This window comes from Clostridium aminobutyricum (assembly GCF_017255415.1).
Taxonomy (GTDB): Bacteria; Bacillota; Clostridia; order Peptostreptococcales; family Anaerovoracaceae; genus Aminipila; species Aminipila aminobutyrica.
In genome coordinates, this window is sequence record NZ_JAFJZZ010000012.1 from 1 (window position 1) to 19,639 (window position 19,639).

Below are 19,639 nucleotides of genomic sequence, written 5' to 3' on the forward strand. Positions count from 1 at the left end.
CATTATCTACAGTAATGGTCACTGCTTTCGCTGTGATTTCTACTGTCTCGTTTCCGGTTACTGTTGCATAGCCTACTTTGCTTACTCTGTAGTATACCGGTGTTGCTGTCATCACATCCGTGTAAGTCGGATTGGTTGTCGTCCAGTTTGTTGTTCCATCTAAGCTGTACTCGATGGTTGCTCCGTCCGGCGCTCCGTTTACTGTGATTCCGTGAGCTATTCCGTCATATGGGGCTGCATAGCCTGCTGCCGTTATGTTCATCGGTAAAGCTTGCTGTCTTGAGACCACCGGTTTCTCAGTGCTCGGAGCAAGCTCACTTACTGCTAAACTTTTCGGTTGCCCGTCAGCCCCCACATAACTCCCACCGGCGCTTGTATTGGTAATAAAATCTCCATAATTATTGATATTATCGGCATTCAATTTAATCTTAATTTCCAGAGTATCTCCGGCTTCTTTAAAATTATTCAGAGTCCATATGACAGTAGCCGGATCCCCTGCAGCTTGAGTTGCCGTCCCGCTTGTTGGCGTACCAACGGATATAATATCAAAGATATCTGTATTAACAACGTCCGTAATCGTTACTCCGGAAGCAATCGTTCTAGAGATATCGCTGAACACTCCTGACAACGTACTCGGATCCGTTACATTGTTGTGATATGTTGACTTAGGGTCAGAAGCATATCCTTGTAAAGTGGTATTTCCAGAACCAGTCAGTCCTAACCCAACCGTGTATACAAGTGCCCCGGTTGCTTTAATCCTAGCGATTTCATTCGTACCAGTGCCATCCCGAGGCTCTCCGTCCGTCAGAAAAATCACATACATTGGCCGTTGTAATTGCCCGCCAACCTTTTTATTGTTAATGTACGTCTCGGCAGCGCCAAGGCCTGCCGTGTAATTGGTCCCTGATCCTAAAGTGGTAATACTGTTTACTTTATTTAGGATCGTAGTTTTATTATTGGTAAAGTTTTGTTGATAACTTGTAGGTGCGGATGATGCAAAAGCAACAAAGGCTACGCTGTTTCTGCTGCTCGTGGTCGGAATAATAGTATCCAACGCTACACCTAGAGCTTGTTTAGCCAGATCCCACCTGCTTACAGCAACTTGATTAATGCAGCTGGCAGGTTGTGCCGCGTACGTAGCTTTACAAGTGTCGCATTCATAATACCTATTATTGCTGTTTCCCTTTCTTGTAAAACTCGTCGAGCCACATATCTTTTTTACACCGGATGCTGTGTCCATGCTTTTGGAATAGTCCATTACGACTACCACGTCTGCACCTGGATTATTTACTGTAATAGGCGTACCTTTTGTTTGTAAGGTAATAGTGGCGGTTCCTTCTTTCACATTATCCCAAGCTGCAGATTTCGTCAACTGAGGACTGATGTCCGCAAAAGCCACTTGAGGAGAAAGTGTAAAACACATCACCATTACTAGCAATAGTGCCAATCTTCGTTTCGCTTTCATGATCTAACCTCCATAAATATTTTTCTACTCTTCCAGTGACTCTTCATTTTTTTCTTTTTTTATCACTTCATATTCCAGAATAATTTTTTTATCCAATTCATCCACTTGAACCGTCTTAATATCAGAAGAAAGTTTTATATCTTCCGACTTATCGATTAGCGGAGTAATATCGAACTCCGTTCCAAGTTCAACACCTTCTATTGTTTCCGTATACACTGATTCACCAAAGTCGAGTTTTAAAAGATGAGTTATTGTTAGTGTTGTCAATACCGACTCTACTACAATCGCAGGCTCCGTTACTACCTCTTCCACTACAATTGCAGGTGCTGTCACTAGTTGTTCTTCGGTTGGAACGAGTATTTCCGGTTCAACAGCCGGAGTTTCCGGTACCGTCACTTCTTCTTCTGGTTGTGGTTCAACCGCAGGCTGCTCTTCCACAGCCGGTATCTGAGGTTCGGCTACAGGCTCTGTCACCTCTATATCCGGTTCAGTGACCTCTTCAGGCGTTGTGGGTTCTGTCACCTCAGTTGGAGGTTCAGCCACATCCGTAGGCGCTGATGGTGCCTCTCCTTCAGGAGCTTGCACCGCATCCCCCTCTTGTTCACTATCAGTAACCACATCACTACTTATGGGTTCTAATACAGTTGCAGGTGCACTTACCTGCCCTGTTGATTTGCTCGCAACATCTGCTGCAAATGCGCTTCCCGGTATTGCCGCTGCTACTACTAAAGCGAGTAGCGTAGTACTAAATCTTTTTCTAAGCATTTTGATCTCTCCCCTCTAAACGATTTCTTTCCTATCCAGGCCCTCGACACGAACCTGAAGCCCTTCTTCTCGAGCACTATCTATAATTTTTATAAACTCTAAAGCACTTCTAAAATGTAATGTTTCTTTTTTCTCTAACCACTTCACTGTGCCCTGCCAACTTGCATTCTGTCTAAACTTAACCTGTAAAATAAAGGTTGCTTTTTGTCCTTTATAGCTATCAATGTCAAATTTGCGCATGGATTTTAATGCCTCCCTTTTTCAGTCCTGTCAAAAACAATAATACCTTTACACCATTTCCTTTATTATCAATTGATTAAGGACGGTTCTCTACTCATACCTTATGACTAATGAGCCATTTGATATCACGATTATCACACACGTTGGTCACAAAATGGTCTTAGAGGTAACAATTTCTAAAAAAAATACCAAATTATTTTATTTTTGTGACTTTCAATTTACCGTTAATGCTTCATCATGATATAAAAAAGCGGGCAGTTTGTTCCTGTCCGCTTTATCTTATAATTATTAAATTCTTATTTCACAACTACTAGTTCCAAGTCTTATCTTCTATGATCTTGGTCCAAGTTTCCATATCAGATATGCTTGCTCTTTCTGCATAGTTATGATTATTTGTTGCTTCAATTACTTGATAGTAGAACCAATCTGTTGGATTGTTATCTGAGAATACTTTATATCCATCAACTAGACCGGCTTCATCTACTCTTCTATCAAGAACTCTATTGATTAATACCATTGCTTCTGCTCTTGTAATATACTGATTTGGCTTGAAAGTTTCATCACTATATCCGGTAATCCATCCTTTTTTAACAGCCGACTTGATATACTTTTCAGCCCAGTTACCAGAAATATCACTAAAGTTTATTCCATCCGTGTCTTCTTCAAGGGTATCAAATCTGGATGCGATCACTGCAAATTCTGCTCTCGTAATTGGCTTACTAGCCCCAAATGTTCCATCACTATTTCCCGTAAGAATTCCACCGTTTACTAAAGTTGCAATTGCATCCACAGACCATCTGTCCGCATTGATATCACTGAAATCTTCATCCTGTGTGAAGAAAATTTGTCTTGAAGAATCCGTTAACAATCTATAGAAGATTGATGCCACTTCTTCTCTGGTAATATAGTTCAACGGCTTAATTGTTCCATCCTGATATCCGTTCATATAGTTGAAATGGTCAACCTTATTAAGCTCTGGTGTGCCAGCTAACGGAACGTTTTCATCCTGAATTGTTGTGGAACTATTGTTCCTATTATGGTGACCTGAACTGCTTGAAGTGATAGTCAGCAATCCATCCACATAGGTAATATCATAATTCGAAGTTACATTCTGATAATATTGACCAATAATATTCTCTATTATTAGGTCTAGTGGGTTCTGCTCCGATATGGCTGCCATATACACAGCCGGTGGATTAGAATCTTCCTCATTATATCCGGCTATTGCTTCTGCAATTTCTTTTCTAAGGTCTGCTAATATCTCTTCAGAAATTTCCGGTTGATCTCCGTTCGGTCTTCCGATTACTGCATAGATAGCTGAATTGGATACGGTGCCAACATTTACTGCAGAGCCTGTAACCTGTACATACAGTATTGCGTCATCATCTGCAAGACCTCCAGGGGCAGTATCTTCCCAACCGCTGTCCGTAAGCGCTGTTCCGTCATATCTCTTGGTTGCGCTGTCCGCGGTGATGGTTAATGCAGCCGGAGAAATATTTACAATTGCGCTGCCCGTTGTTGTTGTATATCCGTCTTTTGTTACTTTGTAGTATACCGTTTTTGCTTCCGGTGTTACATCAATATAAATCGGGTTCGTTCCGCTTATATCGTTTTCGTCCTCACTATACTCAATAGTGGCTCCCTCTGGTGCTCCAACTACTTGGATGCTATGGGTTTCTCCATCATAGGTTACCACTACATCTTCTGCGGTAAGATTCATATTCTCTGTCCAAGTTGCAGTATATGCTCTAGCTCCTGTTGAACCTTCTGCTACTGTTACAGCAGTGCTTGCTTCATCTAAGCCTGTTCCGATCCAGCCTGCAAATTCATGTCCAGCCTTTGCCGGATTGTTTAAGGTGAAATGATCCTCTACTGTATAACTTGTTGGATTTTCTACTGCTACAATTCCTCCTGCTAAGTCATAAGTTACTGTGTAAGGAATTGCTTCAAAGGTTACTGTAATGGTATGGTCTCTTTGTACAGGTTCAAACGTATAACTTGTCATATTACCTACACTAGCTCCATCTACCTTTACGTCAGCTACTTGATATCCCGTATTTGGCGTAATCGTATAGGTTGGTGTACTCTTTTCTTGAACGGTAACTGCACCAGGGCTGGAAATTTCTCCGATCACTTTACCGTTTAAAGTTTCTGCTGTAGCTGTAATCGTATAATCCGCTAGCTGTGCATCCGTATAATAACAATTAATACGTTCTCCGAATATAGGAAACCATGTTTTTAAAGGTCCCATTATAGCGTAACACGAGAACAACTTACCCTTGGTAATCCCATAATCATAAAGCTTTAGGCTTCCTACTTTATACGTAATATCCCCTAACAAGTCTAAATCTACAGTGACATTAGCATAAGAAAACACTTTTCCGTCAATTTGCGGGGCTGCACTTGCCATCGAAACTTCGGTTCCATCGGCAGCTAATACAATTCGTTTCGATTCTAAGAAATTGCCTTTTGAATCATAGCAATCAGCTAAAGCCACATTATTCACTTTCTCCCATACTGCATAGAGAGTAGTGTTTCCTTTAATAGTCACTACTGTAGAAGCTTTAGTTGCTTTATTGTCAGTTGACCACCCTTTAAAAGTATACGTATAGTGATCGTCCCTATCTCTTATTGCCGTAAAGGAGTTATTTACAGGATAGGACTGACCGCTTCCTAAACAATAAAGTGTTTCAGACATAGCTGTTGATGGAATGTTGCCGCCGTTTACATCATAACTTACGGTCACATCACCATTTACAGATACTTGATAGTCAGCCTCTGGCTTCCATTCGGTCCAAATTACGACTCCAAAAGCCTTATATTCTTTTTTCTTCTCGACTTCAACCGTAGTATTTCCAACTTTTTTTGCTATTATGGTAAATCCGTTTAAAATAGCTATAGTTGAATTTCCTATCGAGCATTTGTAGTTGCTTGTATCCGTATATGGAAGAGTGTAACTGTCATCTACGTTCATGCTCACCGTTTTGTCAGTTAAGCTTGCTGTTGCAAATACTGTTGTTGGAACCATCGTCACCAACAAGGCCAGCACCAACAGAATAGCTGATGGTTTCTTAAGATTTTTCATGGTTTCCCTCCAAGCTTTTCACTTTATTCTTCAATCAAACAATATTCTAATAAAAGCTCATTATCTTCGGCCAACACAATTTGTTGATCAGAAGTTACACACTCTACATTTTCTACATTTAATATACGAGAATTCAAATCAAGTTCATCGCCAACAGATAGGCCATCTACATGTTCTATATAATCATCGTATTCACCCTTGTCACCAAAATATAGCCTATGGACGATGGTCACCGTTGCCTCAGCAGGTTCCACTACAATAGCCGGTTCAGTCACTAGCTCTTCCTCTACTAATGCCGGTTCTATCACGGCTGGCTCCTCTATCGGAAGTATTGTTTCATCAGGGACTTCTACAGGTTCAACTGCTGGAACCGCCGGAACTACCTCATCTTCTATCGGTTGTGGTTCAGCCGCAGGGATTTCCGGTATTATCACTTCTTCTGTCGGCTGCGGTTCAACTGCAGGTTGTTCTTCTGTTGCCGGTACTTGAGGCTCCGTTGCAGGCTCTGTCACTTCTGCAGTCGGCTCACTAACCTCTGTTGTTGGTTCTGTTACATCAACAGGCGATACTGGTTCTGTTCCCTCGGCTGGTGTTGCTCCTGTATTCATACTCCCTGGAGCTTGAGAATTTTCTGCAGGAGCTGAACTTTCATTTGCAGCAGGACTTGCATCTTCGCTCCCCCCAATCCCATTATCACTACTTACAGGTGCTGATACGGATGTCGGTACACTTACCGATCCTGTGGATTCACTCACAGCATCCGCCGCAAATGCACTTCCTGGCAAAGCTGCCGCTACTACTAGTGCAAGCATTGTCGTACTAAATTTTTTTCTGAGCATTTTGATTTCTCCCCTCTAAACGATTTCTTTTTTACCCAGGCCCTCGACATGAACCTGGAGACCTTCTTCTCGAGCACTGTCTAAAATCTTTATAAACTCTAAAGCACTTCTAAAATGCAATGTTTCTTTTTTTTCTACCCATTTCACCGTGCCCTGCCAACTTGCATTCTGCCGGAACTTAACTTGCAAAATAAAGGTTGCTTTTTCTCCTCTATTGATATCATTGTCAAACTTATGCATGGACATTAGTGCCTCCCTTTGTTCACTTCTGTCATATTCAAAAATAAATTTATCCTTACCATATCTTCTACTATTAGTGCCTGATTGCGGACACTTGATAAAATCCATTATTTCATCCAATATCAAAACAAGTTGATGAATGTCTTTGAAAACCAAACCTTCAGGCTTATATCCGCAGTATAATCTGCCATATAGTGTCCCCATGCGTTCCCCATCTATGCATAGTGTATAAATCGGTAAAAATGGAATTTCAACAAATTCTGTCATATCGCTTTCCCTTCCTGCTCCTTGTCTATCCTCTTAAGTATGAGCTATCGTATAACACAATTATCACAAATATTAGTCACAAAACCGTCTTAAAGATAACAGGGTTTTTTGTAAACCCCTTGTTTTATTTTTTGTGACTGAATTAATCTATATCCCTTCAATCTTTAACGAATAGCCCTCTTCATATGCATTGTCTATTATTTTTATAAGATCCATCGCATTATTAAATACCATGACTTCTCCGCCTTCCACCCACTGCACATTACCTTTCCAGCTACCATCTTCACCAAATTCTACTTTTACAATAAAAGTGGATTCTGCGGCTTTCACATCATCCGTTAAACCATTTATCTGAAATGTTCCCATTGTTATCGCCTCCCATTTATCTTATGCTGTATTATCACATGTGATGGTCACAAAATAGTCACATTATTAATCTTTTTTTGATAATTTTATGAAATTTTTTCTATTTTTTTGTGACTGTTTAATTTCCTTCAATCCGGCTTTGACAAAAATAATAAAACGAAGTTACCACATAAGAAACCCGAGTGACAGCTCCGTTTAAAGGATAAAAATAAATCCCCTGCTTCGAGAAGCAAGGGATTTATAATGCACTTTTTCTTTTTTACGCTTATTCGGTTTCCAGCTTTATTATAGCAGGTTGAGTATCTCCAACTTCTGCCATGTCATCTAAAGCATATTCGACAAGAGCTGTAAAATTATTTGAAGATGTGGTTGCTCCGGTAACGGCATCCACCTGAGAAATCACCTGTTTATCCAGAAGCTGCTGGACAAGTTCCTTGGAATATTTCTCTGGATAGGTACCGTTAGCTTTTTCCATATTTTTCTTATATTCTGCATCGGCAGTTTTCAGATTTCCCGATTCATCCTTATAATCAAAGACAACATTGGTAATCTTGTCATCTTTAATGGTCAGTTCTATGAATGGTTTCCAGCCGTGATCGTCAAAGGCGTCGGCTTCCACCTTGTATACGCCGTCATCATACAGCGGTATCTTGGCGGCTGTCGTATCTCCCTTTACCGCATTCTGTAAAGCGGCCGTCGATAGCTCCGTGAAGTTCCTTGACGAATGAGTAGCACCGGATACCGCATCTACGTCTTGAATGTCCTGTTTGTCGACCAGCTGCGAACCCAGCTTGTCAAATGCTTCTCTCGGCGTCATACCATTGTTTGCTGCGCTGAAATTCTTTGTATAGTTTTCATCGTTGGTTCTGGTATCTCCGGCATCATTCGTATAATCATAATAAGCCTTTGTGATTTTGCCGTCCTTAATGGTAACATCCACATATGGGATCCAGTTTCTGACGTCTTTTCGGTCATATTCAGCATGATATACGCCATCCTGATAGGACGTCGTCGACTCATCTGTCTTATTATCTTCAGTATTTTTATCTCCGCATCCTGAAACTGAAATAGCCATGATACAAATCAGTAAAAAAGTAAATAATCTTTTCATCCTTTATCTCTCCTTGTAAAAATATATGTTGTTCTTATAGTATCTGCTGTGTCTTTGTTACTATTCAAATATATCGACAATTTTATGAAAATACTTAAAAAATCAATTACTCCGACACATAATCCTTAAAATGCGAGCTGTATTTTATGGTACCATCTGCAAATGCCCATAAAGCTTCTGTATCGGGCAGTCTTTCGATCAGAGCCTTTCCCTCTTCAAATGGCACATTGAATACTGCTGTGGATAAAGCATCCGCCATACCCGAATCCGGACAGAGAATCGTCACTGAGACAAAGTAACTGGCGGGGAACAATGTCACAGGATCAATGATATGATGATAAATTTTTCCATCTATCCTATAATATCGTTCATAAATACCGCTCGTTACAAGGGAGCTTTCCGTCAGCGAAACCTTGCTGATGTTTTTGCCGTTCTGATCATATGGATTCTGAACGCCCACTTTCCATTCCGCGCCGTCTCCCCTTTTCCCAATCGATCTTACATTGCCTCCCACACTAAGCAGCATAGAAGTAACTCCGTTTTTCTCAGCGAATTTACTGACCATCTCCGTAGCGTAGCCTTTTGCTATGGCGCCTACATCGAGGCTCATTTTCGGGTCTTTAAGAAATACGGTATTATTTTTTTCATCAATGAACATTTGATTGATATCGGTATGTTCGGAAGCTGCCTGAAGCTCCTCCACGGACGGAAGTGTAGCTTTCTCCGGATCCTCAGTGCCCGCCTCACGGTGATCGTGCCAAATTTTAAGCACCGCCCCCATAGCTACATTAACCTTCCCATCCGACATATTATATGCTTCCTGTGAAAATTTAAGCAAATCAATGATTTTCTGATCCACCTTTACCGGTGCAAGGCCTGCCTGATCGTTGATGGTTTTAATATTGCTGACTCCCGGATAATCGTTGTAAATATCATAAAGCTGATGGTATACTTCAAGATCGTCGTGAATCATCTGCACCTGTTTTGTAAATTCTTCTTCGCTGTCCGCATATCCGACGATTCGAGTGACCGTATCAAAGAGATTGAGAAATTCCGTTTCGTATCGTTTCTTCTCCCCATCTTTGCATGCCGTTAAATTTATCAGCAGCATAAAAACCACTAATGCTGCAGTAACTTTTTTTAACAAAACTTTTTTCCTCCAAAATATGATTAGGACTTGTCCGGCAGCCCCATTATATTAAACCAGCCTGTTAAAAGCCGGCATAATAAACTTCAGCAAGGTTGCGGTAACAATTCCTGCGGCCAGACCCGAGATGAGCAGGACCGGAAAGTAAGCCCATAGATTCATACCCGTATATATCAGGGAAATAATAATAAATTGGCCGATATTATGAAAAACCGCACCGAAAATACTGATCACCAGATAAGTGATTTTCTTACGGAAAACAGCCATGAGCAATATCATGACCGTAATGGCCAAAATCCCTCCGAACAGACTCAGCAACGAAGCAATAGCACCTCTCGTAATAAACACGAATCCAGACTTTAGTATACCGATGGTATACGCCTGCTTTTTGCCGAGAAAAAAAAGCGCATACATGACGGCTATATTGGACAAGCCGAATTTTACTCCGGGTACCGTTATGGGAAGCGGCGGCAGCATATTTTCCACTATAGCAAGTACGATTGCTGTAGCAAAGATCAATGCAGATAGAACCATATTTTGTGTTTTATTGATATGTTTGATCTGAAGATTCGTCATAAGCCCTATCCTGTTTCCTTTCAATTCCCCACCACAATATCCACATCCTGATTACTTCGCCTATTGGCAGGAACGATTTTCAGGACGATCCCATTCGGCAGACAAGCCGCAAACTGACCGGTTGTTTTTAGCTTTCCCGCATGAATGCAAACCTTATCCGGGCAATCGGATTCCACAAAAGCAATACTGCCGTCCTTATACAGATGAAATACTACCTTTGTATTTTCCGGAATGGAAAAGTTCTTATCCTCGCCGGCAGTCAAATCGACGCTTTTAACCAGCTTGGAATAGGAATAAATCTCCGCCTTCGCCTGACTCTGCCCAAAGAAATAGTGATACACCCCCCAACCGATTCCGCTGACCACTAAAATAGCGATAATGATAAACACATCAGTTTTTTTAAAGAATTTCATACTGCCCCCGTTAACGCATCAGCCCCGCAATAAAAACAAGCAAAGTATTTGTACTCATAATAGTAATATAATTCTTGATGGAAGTAATAAAGGTAACTTCTTTTATCTGTTTTTCAAAAAATCGATTAATGTTTTTCTGTACGGGAATGATTGAAACCAGTGAAATCAATAGGATTGGCGGCAAAATTTTCATTAGGACCATGAACAGGACTGCCAAATAGGTGCAATAGTACAGCGCTGCAAACAAATACAGGGACATTTTTTTCCCCAGATAATAAGGAAGCGTATACCGTTTTACCAAAATATCCTGCTCCAGATCGCAAATGTTGTTTGCCAGCATAATGTTTGCCGTAGTGCAAGTAGGAACCACAGCGAGCAGGATCACTGTCAAAATGGGAAACACTTGCAGCTGCAAGGTAATGGTGTTCAAATTGCCTTCAAGAGAGAAGTAATTCCCTTCCGGCATATTGATATACATCAGTAAGAACGGAATAAAAAATCCGTAAAATACGCCGGACAGCACCTCTCCCCAGGGTTGACGTGAAATGGGCAGCGGACCGAAGGTATAAAAAATACCGCATAAAAAGCACAGTCCGCCCAGTAACAGTACGATAAAATCCGTCAGATAAGCAAGATATAACCCAAGAAAGACACTGATTCCCAGCAATACGAAAATAATGGCCAGTGCCGCACTCCTTCTGAAGGGAAGAGTCTTTCCGTTATGCTTTGTATCGATATAATTATTGATTGCCGTCGTCGTCAGATCGAATAGAAACATGATAACGAAAAAGAGGCCGGTAAGGGTCCAGTTTATCGGCTGCTTCAGGTAGTACAAAAAAACAATGGTCAGAAGAAAAGCAAAGGTACTGGTTATCTTCGTCATAATCTCAACATAATTTAAAAATCCTTTAATCACCTTACTATTTTCTCCTACTATGAAATCAGCCTGTACGAACGGTCCAGTATCATTTTCAGTCTGTCTGCCTTCTCTGCCGTTATGTCCAGCGTCCGTATAAGCTCCAGTGACTTGTTGTAATATCTCCCTGCAACAAACCGGGTATAGGTAAGCCCTCCCGTGTTCCTTACCGCTTCATTGATTTCCTCTCTGGAAAGCTTCTGCTCTTTCGCTTTCAAGCTGAAATCCGGTAGATTATTAAAGGCATGAATCAAGGGCAGCGTAATAACATTCTGTTCATAATCGGATTGTACGGGTTTCTTTACCGCTTCTTTGGTTTCTTCAAAGTCCATGCAATCATCGGTAAGCTGGAATATCATGCCGATATTTCTTCCCAGCCTGGCAAATTTTCTTAAAGTCTGACGATCTTTTGTCACTAAAGCGGCTCCTGCAAAAAAGCAGGCTTCAAAAAGCGCCGCCGTCTTACCCGAGATAATTCTCAGGTATTGATGCACGGACAAATCGATGTTGCCGTTATTGACATGCTGATTCAGTTCGCCAAGGCAAACCCGGCTCAAATAGTCCGGCATTTGCAGGTCCATGTACTCATCCGCATCAGAACGCTCCGATAGGGATGCCGTAAGCTTCAATGCCATGCAGAGCAGATAATCACCGCATATCACTGCGGTACGCTTTCCGTATTTCTTCTGAAGAGTGAGCTCTCCTCTGCGAAGGTCTGCATCGTCGATGATGTCATCGTGAACGAGAGTGGCAAGATGGAGTATCTCAACGGCAACGGCAAGCTTGACAGCCCTGTCGGGGATGTTTCCCTCTTCATCCTGTGCACAAGCGATCACCGATGCAGCCCGGATAAATTTACCCGTGGATCGTGCAAGATGCCTGGTGTAGCTTCGAATAATCCAAGGTGAGGCGGACAGCATTCTATCCACCTCAAGACTCACTTGCTCCAAAGCTGTATCAAAGATGTTTGTGTTTACATTATTTTGCATGATTTCATCCTTAATCATTATAGAGATATGATTTCTTTGCCCAAGGCACCTTTTTCCATGCCTTCTTAAGAGCAGGCATCGCGTAATAGTCCAGTCCGAAAGTTCTTCCGCCGCCTATCAGCACCGCAATCGCGGCAAAGATCATCCAGAAAGTACCCAGGTACAAGCCTGTGGTCGTCACGAACATGAACTGCAGCACCAGTGAAAATGCGGATGCAGGGAAGGTAAACAACCCGCCGATGAGCGCTAGTCCGATTAAAATTTCAGCGATAACGATAAATACCTGCATCACTACCTGCATGGTATCGCTTGACAGAATGAAATGATCCACAAACCAGTTCATCACCGGTACATCTACTTTAAACGCCAGATCACTTAAAGTGGAGTGCGCCAATTCCTTTCCGCTTACGAAAATCGCTTGGAACAGTCCGAGGAAATCAACATTAAAGATTACCGTGCCAACATGAGCGGCTGCATTTCCTGCTTGCTCTGCCGCAGCTCCGTCGGTTGCAGCTCCTGCACCGCCCGTCGCGGAAGATACCGCATCGGATGCCGTTTTTATGGCCTGTGCAGTGGTCTCGGCAATGGTACCCTTCACTGAGGAAACGGCGTCTGCTGCTACTTGAACCGTCTGCGCCGCAGATTCCGCTGCCGCTCCCATCGCAGAACTGGTGCCGTCGGTAGAACCTCCGTCGCTGTTTAAAATACTGTCATACCAAGACTGAGCCCCGCCGAAAAAGCCGGTCAGTTTCGGTTCGGTGAGCCAACCCTCCACAATTTTCATTACTCCTTCAAACAGCCACACCGCACCAAGCCAAACTCTGACAGGTACCAGCAGGAAACTCGGTGTTCTGTTTGAAAAGTGTCCGCCCACAAAGCTTCTTCTATTTCTTATCGTGAAAAACTCGTGGCGCATATAGCTGAACACCTTATTCCATCCTAGAACCTGAATGAAATAGATAATATTGATAAAGTGCTTTGAAAACATTGCCAGCCAAGACGGCAGATTAAACATCGTATTTGGCAGGCCGACCCTTGCCACACCGTACCGTCCGCCGATGCAGACCATGAAGCCGTGGAAGGAAGGCTTGTACTTCTCCATCTGTCCCTGCTCTGTGATGGCGCAAACGATATTGTGGGCAGCAATATCCGCGCTGTGCTCGCAGTTTTCAACGACCTGCGGAACCGGTCTTTCCTCTCCTTCAGGCGTATAAAGCATATTGTCGCCTATAACGTAAACATTTTCATTATCCAATGAACGAAGATATGCATCGGTTGCGATACGGCCTCTTCCGCCGGATTGAAGCTTTTTGGCGGAGGCAGCTGTGATATCGGCGCTTTCTATACCGGCAGTCCAGATAACCGTATAGGTTCCTTCTCTTGTTATCACATCATTATTCTTCGTCTCTACGTAGTCCTTGCCCAGTTTTACTACGCTTGTATTGAGCATTACCCGAATGCCCATCTTTTCCATCCGTCTCTCCACCTTATCGGATAATTTTTCCGGAAGATTCGAAATGGTTCTGCTTAAAACATCCACATTGCAGATTGTCACATCTTTGCGGTCGATCTCAAAGTTCTCACACAAAATCGGCGCGTATTCGGCTAGTTCTCCCGCCATTTCCGCACCGGTAAAGCCTGCGCCAACGATGTAGAAAGTAAGCATCTTTTTTCTTTCTTCTTCATTCGTTTCACGGACGGCTTTTCGGAACATGTTGTGAATGTGATCCTTCAATAATACCGCATCATCATAGGACCAAAGCTTGAAAGAATACTCCTCAGCCCCTTCCGTTCCAAAGTATGTAGGCTTGGAGCCTGCACACAATACTAGATAATCATAACTGTAGGTTTCGGCGGTTCCCAGTACCTGTTTTGTATCGAAATCGATGGAAGTTACAGTATCGAGCTTGACCTGTACTTTTCTTCCTGTAAATACCTTTTTCAAACTGATTTTGATGCTGTCTTCATCTACACGGTTTGCTGCGACCTCATGCAATTCGGTCAGCATAGTATGGAAAGGATTTTTATCAATAATTGTAATAGAAATTTCTTGATCCTTTTTGAATTTCTTCGCCAATTTCTTTGCTGTCAGTATTCCAGAATACCCCGCGCCAACGATTACGATATTTTTTCCCATTTTGATCTCCTTTGAAAAAACTACTTTAATACGCTATGTATCCGTACAAATAAAATACGCCGAACTTTTTTATCCGTGTTTTTAATATACCCTTAATTTAACGGTTTAGTCAAAATTATTTTATATAAATAAGCCTTTTTACGCCAATGATTTTCTTTATTATGGGCCGAACTCTTCTACAAACCCCAGTTATTCGAGGGTATAAAAAAAGAGCTTTTCATAATTTCTTACGAAAAACTCTATAAAAACTTAACCGTTGTTTTCTTATTTATTTAATAATAATAGCGGTCGCATCAGATCCGCAGCCTGCTGCATTTCCTTCGTCTGTATCCAAATGGATTTCCCTTTCGTGAGCATCTCCTGCACGAACTAAAACATTATCAAAAATCAGTCCTCTTTCGCCTTCAAGTTTAATACTTACGATATCCTTATCCTTTACACCCGCTTCTTCAGCCTGCGCTGGTGAAAGATGAACGTGTCTAAGTGCAACCATTACACCGTGATCTAACTCAACTTCGCCTGCAGGTCCGATGATCTTACATCCTGGTGTGCCATCTAACTTACCGGATTCTCTTACCGGTGCCTTGATCCCGATTGATCTTGCATCCGTCATAGCAAGTTCAATCTGAGTCTCCGGTCTGGCAGGTCCAAGAACCCTGATTCCTTTTAATGTGCCCTTAGGCCCTACAATATCTACCTTTTCTTCGCAAGCAAATTGTCCCGGCTGAACCAAATCCTTGGTAGGAGTCAGCTTATGTCCTGGTCCGAATAAAGTTTCAATATCTGCATCCTTCAAATGTAAATGCTTGTTTGACAATCCAATTTTTACTGTGTAGCTCATGTTATTTCTCCTTTATGTACCCTACTTTTCCAAAAACATCTAAAAACTATCCTACCTCAACTCAGCTAAAATGTCAAACAATTACCCCTCTAAATAGCTGATATACGGAAGATTTCTATACTTTTGGTCATAGTCCAAACCATACCCTACAATGAACTTATCTTCAACGGTAAATCCAACATAATCCGCTTCCAATTCCGTTCTTCTTCCTTCTGGTTTGTCTAAAAGAGAGCAAACTTTAATGCTTTTTGGATGTCTGCCTTCTAAATACTGTTTTAAGTAATTCAACGTAATTCCTGAATCTACTATGTCTTCTACGATGATTACATTTTTTCCTTCTATTGAATTGTCTAAATCCTTCAAGATCCGAACTACACCGGAGCTTTTCGTAGAGGCCCCGTAGCTTGAACAGGCCATAAAATCGATGGATACATCATCCAGATGAATGTGTTTGATCACATCCGCCATCCAGAGTACGGCGCCCTTCAAAATGCCAACCACCAATACCGCTTCGCCTTGAAAATCTTGTGTAATCTGCGCTCCGATTTGCTCTGCTCTTTTATAAATCTGCTCCTGTGTAATCATTACAGTGCCAACTGTATAGTTATTATCCATTTATTCGACTCCTTGTCAAAATATTATTTCCTTGATTCAATCTGACGGCTTCGTGTCTTGCTCGTTCTCTTCCGGTTCTACTTGAAAGGAAACATCATCTATAATGGTTTTCCCTTTATATTTCTTCGATAAATCTTCAGGCGAATCCCCGATCCAATATTTATCCAGCTCATCCTTCAGATGCCAAAGAATCCACACCCACAAAATAAAATCATCCACCCATGCGATCGGAAACAAGATAGGCGGAATCAAATCCACAGGCCAAAGTAAGTATATGATGCCGAAAATAACAAGTATTTTTTTTCTTTTCGGTACGGATTTATCCTTCATCATATACTTGATGGCTTTTATTCGTTTAAAAATGATATTAAAACCAATAAATTGATACATATCACCCCTGCCTTTCAGTAGGAACGAAAGCTATCGTTGAATTAAGCTTTCGATTTCATTGAGCAGCACGTCATATCCTGTTCTTTTCAGCGCAGAAACCGGAATTACTTTATCTTCCCCAGAGAGACCTAGAGTCTCTCTTATGACATTAATGCACTTCTGTTTTTCATTTGTTGAGACTTTATCAGCCTTCGTAGCCACCACAATGCCATCCAATCCAAAATGCCTTAAATAGTTATACATCTGCACATCTTGCACGGAAGGAGCATGTCTGATATCTACCAATTGTATCACCTTTACCAGATTTTCTCGATGCTCTAAATATTCCTCCATCATTGCACCCCAGCCTTCGGACTGGGACTTCGATATCTTAGCATAGCCGTAACCTGGAAGATCCACAATTCTAAATTCATCATTTACTCGATAAAAATTTATGGTACGTGTCTTTCCCGGGTTACCGCTTGTTCTCGCCAAATTTCTTCGGTTTGTCAGAAGATTTAAAAGAGAAGATTTTCCTACATTTGATCTTCCCGCAAATGCAATTTCCGGAAATTCCTGTGAAGGGTACTGGCTCGTCTTAACAGCGATTGTCTCAATGTCTGCCTTTTTTATTATCATATCATCTTTCCTTATTTCTTTCAATTCTAATTCACGCGGTACGCTTTCAGATTGCGCCAACAATCTTTTTCTTCACTTCCAGGTTATTTTACCAGAGCATGTTCCAATGCATCATCCACGGTCTTTATCAAAACAAATTCTAGCTTCTTTCGAACAGCCGCTGGAATATCATCAATATCCCGTTCATTATCTGCCGGCAGCAATACCTTTTTAATACCGGCTCTATGCGCTGCCAGTACTTTCTCTCTGATCCCACCTACCGGAAGAACTTTACCTCTCAGCGTGATTTCCCCTGTCATGGCAACATCTTTTCGAACGGGGGTGTTCGTGAGAGTGGAGATAATCGCCGTGCACATCGTCACGCCGGCAGACGGTCCATCCTTTGGTGTCGCCCCTTCCGGAATATGAATATGCAAATCCTGAACCTTATAAAAATCGTCTGCTACGCCCAATTTATCGGAAACAGATCGAATATAGCTGATTCCTGCCTTGGCAGATTCTTGCATGACCTCTCCAAGCTGTCCGGTCAGAACAAGCTTTCCGCTTCCAGGAACAAGGGTGGTCTCAATAAAGAGCGTATCGCCTCCTACAATCGTCCAAGCCAAGCCGGTCGTTACACCAACTTCATTCTCACCTTCCACTATATCAAACCGGTATTTCTTTTTGCCTAAATAACTTTCAAGGTTTTTCGGTGTGATTCGATAGCTTCTTTCCTTATTGGTAACAATCTTCCTGGCCACCTTTCTGCAAAGGTTTGCGATCTCTCTTTCCAAATTACGAACGCCGGATTCTCTTGTATAATAATTAATTAAATCCCTCACCGTAGTCTCTGAAATCGTGATATCAGTAGTTTTTAAGCCATGCTCTTTGACTTTCTTGGGAATCAAATACTTTTCTGCTATATGAACCTTCTCTTCTTCCGTGTATCCCGGAACATTGATTACTTCCATTCTATCTAAAAGAGGTCTCGGAATGGTATCCGTTGTATTCGCAGTAGTAATAAACATGACCTTGGAGAGATCAAACGGAATCTCTAAATAATGATCCATAAAATCCTTATTTTGTTCGGGATCCAATACTTCAAGCAATGCAGAAGCCGGATCACCCTTAAAATCTGCACCGATCTTGTCCACTTCGTCTAACAGAAATACCGGATTATGAGTCCCAGCATCTTTAATGGAAGCGATAACACGGCCCGGAATAGCTCCGATATACGTCCTTCTATGACCCCTGATCTCTGCTTCATCCCGGACACCGCCCAGAGACATTCGAACAAAGTCACGATTGGTTGCCCTTGCTACCGAACGGGCAATAGAAGTTTTACCGACTCCCGGAGGGCCTACCAAGCAAAGAATAGGGCCTTTAATACTATTGGACAGCTGTACAACCGCCAAATATTCCAGCACTCGTTCCTTTACTTTCTCCAGTCCGTAATGATCTTCATTCAGAATTCTTTCCGCCTTTTTTAATTCCATATTTGTCTTAGCAGCTTTATTCCAAGGAAGCGCCAATATAGTTTCTACATACGTTCTGATGATGCCGCTTTCGGAAGAAGATGGCGGAAGCTTGCTAAAACGCTTGATTTCTTTGCTCACTTTTTCTGCTGTTTTAGCAGGTATCTTTAGCTTCTTTAGCTGCTTATTCCAATTTTCCATCTCATCTTCAACGTCCTCAGTCTGGCCAAGCTCATCCTGAATCACACGAAGCTGTTCTCTTAAATAGTACTCTTTCTGATGCTTATTAATTGCTGTCTTTAATTTAACATTGATATCCTGCTCTATATTTAATATTTCGATTTCACGAATTAACAGTTCGCTCACTTTTTTCAGCCGTTCATCAAAATCATACGTTTCCAGGATAATCTGCTTTTCTTCTGTCTTTATATCCAGATGAGAAGTAATCAAATCAGCCAGCCTTCCCGGTTGATTGATGGATGCAATCGTTGCAAATAAGTCCTTTGAAATTTTAGGATTTAATTTCAAATACTCATCAAAAGAAGACAATGCTGCTCTCATAAGTGCTGAGGTATGCGGGGTATTTTCCTCCGGTTCTACTTCCTCAACGCTAACTACCTTACATTTGAAATACGGAACCTCCAGAACAACATCTTTGATTTCCCCTCTGGATACACCTTCTACCAACACCCGAATGGAATCACCCGGTAATTTAAGCATCTGCTTAATCTTGGCAATCGTCCCAACATGATAGAAATCTTGGATAGTTGGCAAATCTGTATTTTCATCCTTTTGTGTGGCAAGAAAAATCTTCTGATTCATAATCATGGCTTTTTCAAGCGCATTAATAGATTTTTCCCTTCCTATATCAAAATGAAGCACCATGCTTGGGAAAATAGAAAGGCCCCTTAGCGGAATCATCGGAAGCACTTGAGCTCCATCATCATCCTTTTCTTCTAATTCGGCATTTTCGTTTTCCGCCTCTGCTTCAAACTTTTCAAAATTAGTGAACAACTGGTCAGAATCATCCAATGCTTTTTCAAGCTCATCTTTTAATTTATTTAAAATGATCTTTTTTTTGTCGTCAGTCATATCATAACCTCCTTTGCTTTAGATAAAAAGTGTGGCCTCGCCACTCCCTAGAATAAAAAATCAGGCGACATAA

General features: G+C 41.7%; 19 protein-coding genes. All 19 read right to left on the reverse strand.

Going from position 1 to position 19,639, the window contains the following annotated elements; all coding sequences use genetic code 11:
- Positions 1–1,465 (reverse strand): vWA domain-containing protein (locus JYB65_RS14605; protein ID WP_206583438.1); only part of this gene is annotated, 1,465 nt, incomplete at its 3' end.
- Positions 1,466–1,489: 24 nt separating this feature from the next.
- Positions 1,490–2,230 carry a hypothetical protein gene (locus JYB65_RS14610; protein WP_206583439.1) on the reverse strand — a complete coding sequence of 247 codons (741 nt, stop codon included), beginning with the start codon at positions 2,228–2,230 and terminating at the stop codon, positions 1,490–1,492.
- A gap of 15 nt (positions 2,231–2,245) precedes the next feature.
- Positions 2,246–2,470 (reverse strand): hypothetical protein, encoded by a 225-nt coding sequence (locus JYB65_RS14615; protein WP_206583440.1) that lies wholly within the window; start codon positions 2,468–2,470, stop codon positions 2,246–2,248.
- Between the two features lie 310 nt (positions 2,471–2,780).
- Positions 2,781–5,555 (reverse strand): S-layer homology domain-containing protein, encoded by a 2,775-nt coding sequence (locus JYB65_RS14620; protein ID WP_206583441.1) that lies wholly within the window; start codon positions 5,553–5,555, stop codon positions 2,781–2,783.
- Between the two features lie 23 nt (positions 5,556–5,578).
- Positions 5,579–6,394: a hypothetical protein gene (locus tag JYB65_RS14625; protein ID WP_206583442.1), complete on the reverse strand. Its 816-nt coding sequence runs from the start codon at positions 6,392–6,394 to the stop codon at positions 5,579–5,581.
- A 15-nt stretch (positions 6,395–6,409) separates the two neighbouring features.
- Positions 6,410–6,901, reverse strand: coding sequence for a hypothetical protein (locus JYB65_RS15025; protein ID WP_245156703.1), 492 nt, complete (start codon positions 6,899–6,901; stop codon positions 6,410–6,412).
- A gap of 147 nt (positions 6,902–7,048) precedes the next feature.
- Positions 7,049–7,267, reverse strand: coding sequence for a hypothetical protein (locus tag JYB65_RS14635; protein ID WP_206583443.1), 219 nt, complete (start codon positions 7,265–7,267; stop codon positions 7,049–7,051).
- A 265-nt stretch (positions 7,268–7,532) separates the two neighbouring features.
- Positions 7,533–8,378: an FMN-binding protein gene (locus tag JYB65_RS14640; RefSeq protein WP_206583444.1), complete on the reverse strand. Its 846-nt coding sequence runs from the start codon at positions 8,376–8,378 to the stop codon at positions 7,533–7,535.
- A 106-nt stretch (positions 8,379–8,484) separates the two neighbouring features.
- Entirely contained in the window at positions 8,485–9,525 is a 1,041-nt protein-coding gene (locus JYB65_RS14645) for an FAD:protein FMN transferase (RefSeq protein WP_342366677.1), read from the reverse strand.
- Positions 9,526–9,576: 51 nt separating this feature from the next.
- Positions 9,577–10,101, reverse strand: a complete 525-nt coding sequence (locus tag JYB65_RS14650) for a Gx transporter family protein (RefSeq protein ID WP_209010532.1) — start codon at positions 10,099–10,101, stop codon at positions 9,577–9,579.
- Positions 10,102–10,121: 20 nt separating this feature from the next.
- Positions 10,122–10,514, reverse strand: a complete 393-nt coding sequence (locus JYB65_RS14655; protein ID WP_206583445.1) for a NusG domain II-containing protein — start codon at positions 10,512–10,514, stop codon at positions 10,122–10,124.
- Positions 10,515–10,524: 10 nt separating this feature from the next.
- Positions 10,525–11,430: a UbiA family prenyltransferase gene (locus JYB65_RS14660; protein ID WP_206583446.1), complete on the reverse strand. Its 906-nt coding sequence runs from the start codon at positions 11,428–11,430 to the stop codon at positions 10,525–10,527.
- Positions 11,431–11,447: 17 nt separating this feature from the next.
- Positions 11,448–12,419, reverse strand: a complete 972-nt coding sequence (locus tag JYB65_RS14665; protein ID WP_245156704.1) for a polyprenyl synthetase family protein — start codon at positions 12,417–12,419, stop codon at positions 11,448–11,450.
- Positions 12,420–12,429: 10 nt separating this feature from the next.
- Positions 12,430–14,556, reverse strand: coding sequence for an NAD(P)/FAD-dependent oxidoreductase (locus JYB65_RS14670; protein WP_206583448.1), 2,127 nt, complete (start codon positions 14,554–14,556; stop codon positions 12,430–12,432).
- Positions 14,557–14,824: 268 nt separating this feature from the next.
- On the reverse strand, positions 14,825–15,397 hold the full coding sequence (pduL, locus tag JYB65_RS14675) for a phosphate propanoyltransferase (protein WP_206583449.1): 573 nt from the start codon (positions 15,395–15,397) through the stop codon (positions 14,825–14,827).
- 81 nt (positions 15,398–15,478) lie between these two features.
- Positions 15,479–16,012, reverse strand: coding sequence for a hypoxanthine phosphoribosyltransferase (hpt, locus tag JYB65_RS14680; protein WP_206583450.1), 534 nt, complete (start codon positions 16,010–16,012; stop codon positions 15,479–15,481).
- Between the two features lie 36 nt (positions 16,013–16,048).
- Entirely contained in the window at positions 16,049–16,402 is a 354-nt protein-coding gene (locus tag JYB65_RS14685; protein ID WP_206583451.1) for a YkvA family protein, read from the reverse strand.
- Between the two features lie 30 nt (positions 16,403–16,432).
- A complete protein-coding gene (gene yihA, locus JYB65_RS14690) occupies positions 16,433–17,020 on the reverse strand; it encodes a ribosome biogenesis GTP-binding protein YihA/YsxC (protein WP_206583452.1) in 588 nt (195 codons plus the stop codon).
- An 83-nt stretch (positions 17,021–17,103) separates the two neighbouring features.
- A complete protein-coding gene (gene lon / locus JYB65_RS14695; RefSeq protein ID WP_245156705.1) occupies positions 17,104–19,566 on the reverse strand; it encodes an endopeptidase La in 2,463 nt (820 codons plus the stop codon).
- Between the last annotated feature and the right edge of the window lie 73 nt (positions 19,567–19,639).

What these genes read in the sequence shown, in the direction of transcription:
- JYB65_RS14610 (WP_206583439.1), bottom strand. Translation starts at nt 2,230, where the DNA reads ATGCTTAGAAAAAGATTTAGTACTACGCTACTCGCTTTAGTAGTAGCA.
- JYB65_RS14615 (WP_206583440.1), bottom strand. Translation starts at nt 2,470, where the DNA reads ATGCGCAAATTTGACATTGATAGCTATAAAGGACAAAAAGCAACCTTT.
- JYB65_RS14620 (WP_206583441.1), bottom strand. Translation starts at nt 5,555, where the DNA reads ATGAAAAATCTTAAGAAACCATCAGCTATTCTGTTGGTGCTGGCCTTG.
- JYB65_RS14625 (WP_206583442.1), bottom strand. Translation starts at nt 6,394, where the DNA reads ATGCTCAGAAAAAAATTTAGTACGACAATGCTTGCACTAGTAGTAGCG.
- JYB65_RS15025 (WP_245156703.1), bottom strand. Translation starts at nt 6,901, where the DNA reads ATGACAGAATTTGTTGAAATTCCATTTTTACCGATTTATACACTATGC.
- JYB65_RS14635 (WP_206583443.1), bottom strand. Translation starts at nt 7,267, where the DNA reads ATGGGAACATTTCAGATAAATGGTTTAACGGATGATGTGAAAGCCGCA.
- JYB65_RS14640 (WP_206583444.1), bottom strand. Translation starts at nt 8,378, where the DNA reads ATGAAAAGATTATTTACTTTTTTACTGATTTGTATCATGGCTATTTCA.
- JYB65_RS14650 (WP_209010532.1), bottom strand. Translation starts at nt 10,101, where the DNA reads ATGACGAATCTTCAGATCAAACATATCAATAAAACACAAAATATGGTT.
- JYB65_RS14655 (WP_206583445.1), bottom strand. Translation starts at nt 10,514, where the DNA reads ATGAAATTCTTTAAAAAAACTGATGTGTTTATCATTATCGCTATTTTA.
- JYB65_RS14665 (WP_245156704.1), bottom strand. Translation starts at nt 12,419, where the DNA reads ATGCAAAATAATGTAAACACAAACATCTTTGATACAGCTTTGGAGCAA.
- JYB65_RS14670 (WP_206583448.1), bottom strand. Translation starts at nt 14,556, where the DNA reads ATGGGAAAAAATATCGTAATCGTTGGCGCGGGGTATTCTGGAATACTG.
- pduL (WP_206583449.1), bottom strand. Translation starts at nt 15,397, where the DNA reads ATGAGCTACACAGTAAAAATTGGATTGTCAAACAAGCATTTACATTTG.
- hpt (WP_206583450.1), bottom strand. Translation starts at nt 16,012, where the DNA reads ATGGATAATAACTATACAGTTGGCACTGTAATGATTACACAGGAGCAG.
- JYB65_RS14685 (WP_206583451.1), bottom strand. Translation starts at nt 16,402, where the DNA reads ATGTATCAATTTATTGGTTTTAATATCATTTTTAAACGAATAAAAGCC.
- yihA (WP_206583452.1), bottom strand. Translation starts at nt 17,020, where the DNA reads ATGATAATAAAAAAGGCAGACATTGAGACAATCGCTGTTAAGACGAGC.
- lon (WP_245156705.1), bottom strand. Translation starts at nt 19,566, where the DNA reads ATGACTGACGACAAAAAAAAGATCATTTTAAATAAATTAAAAGATGAG.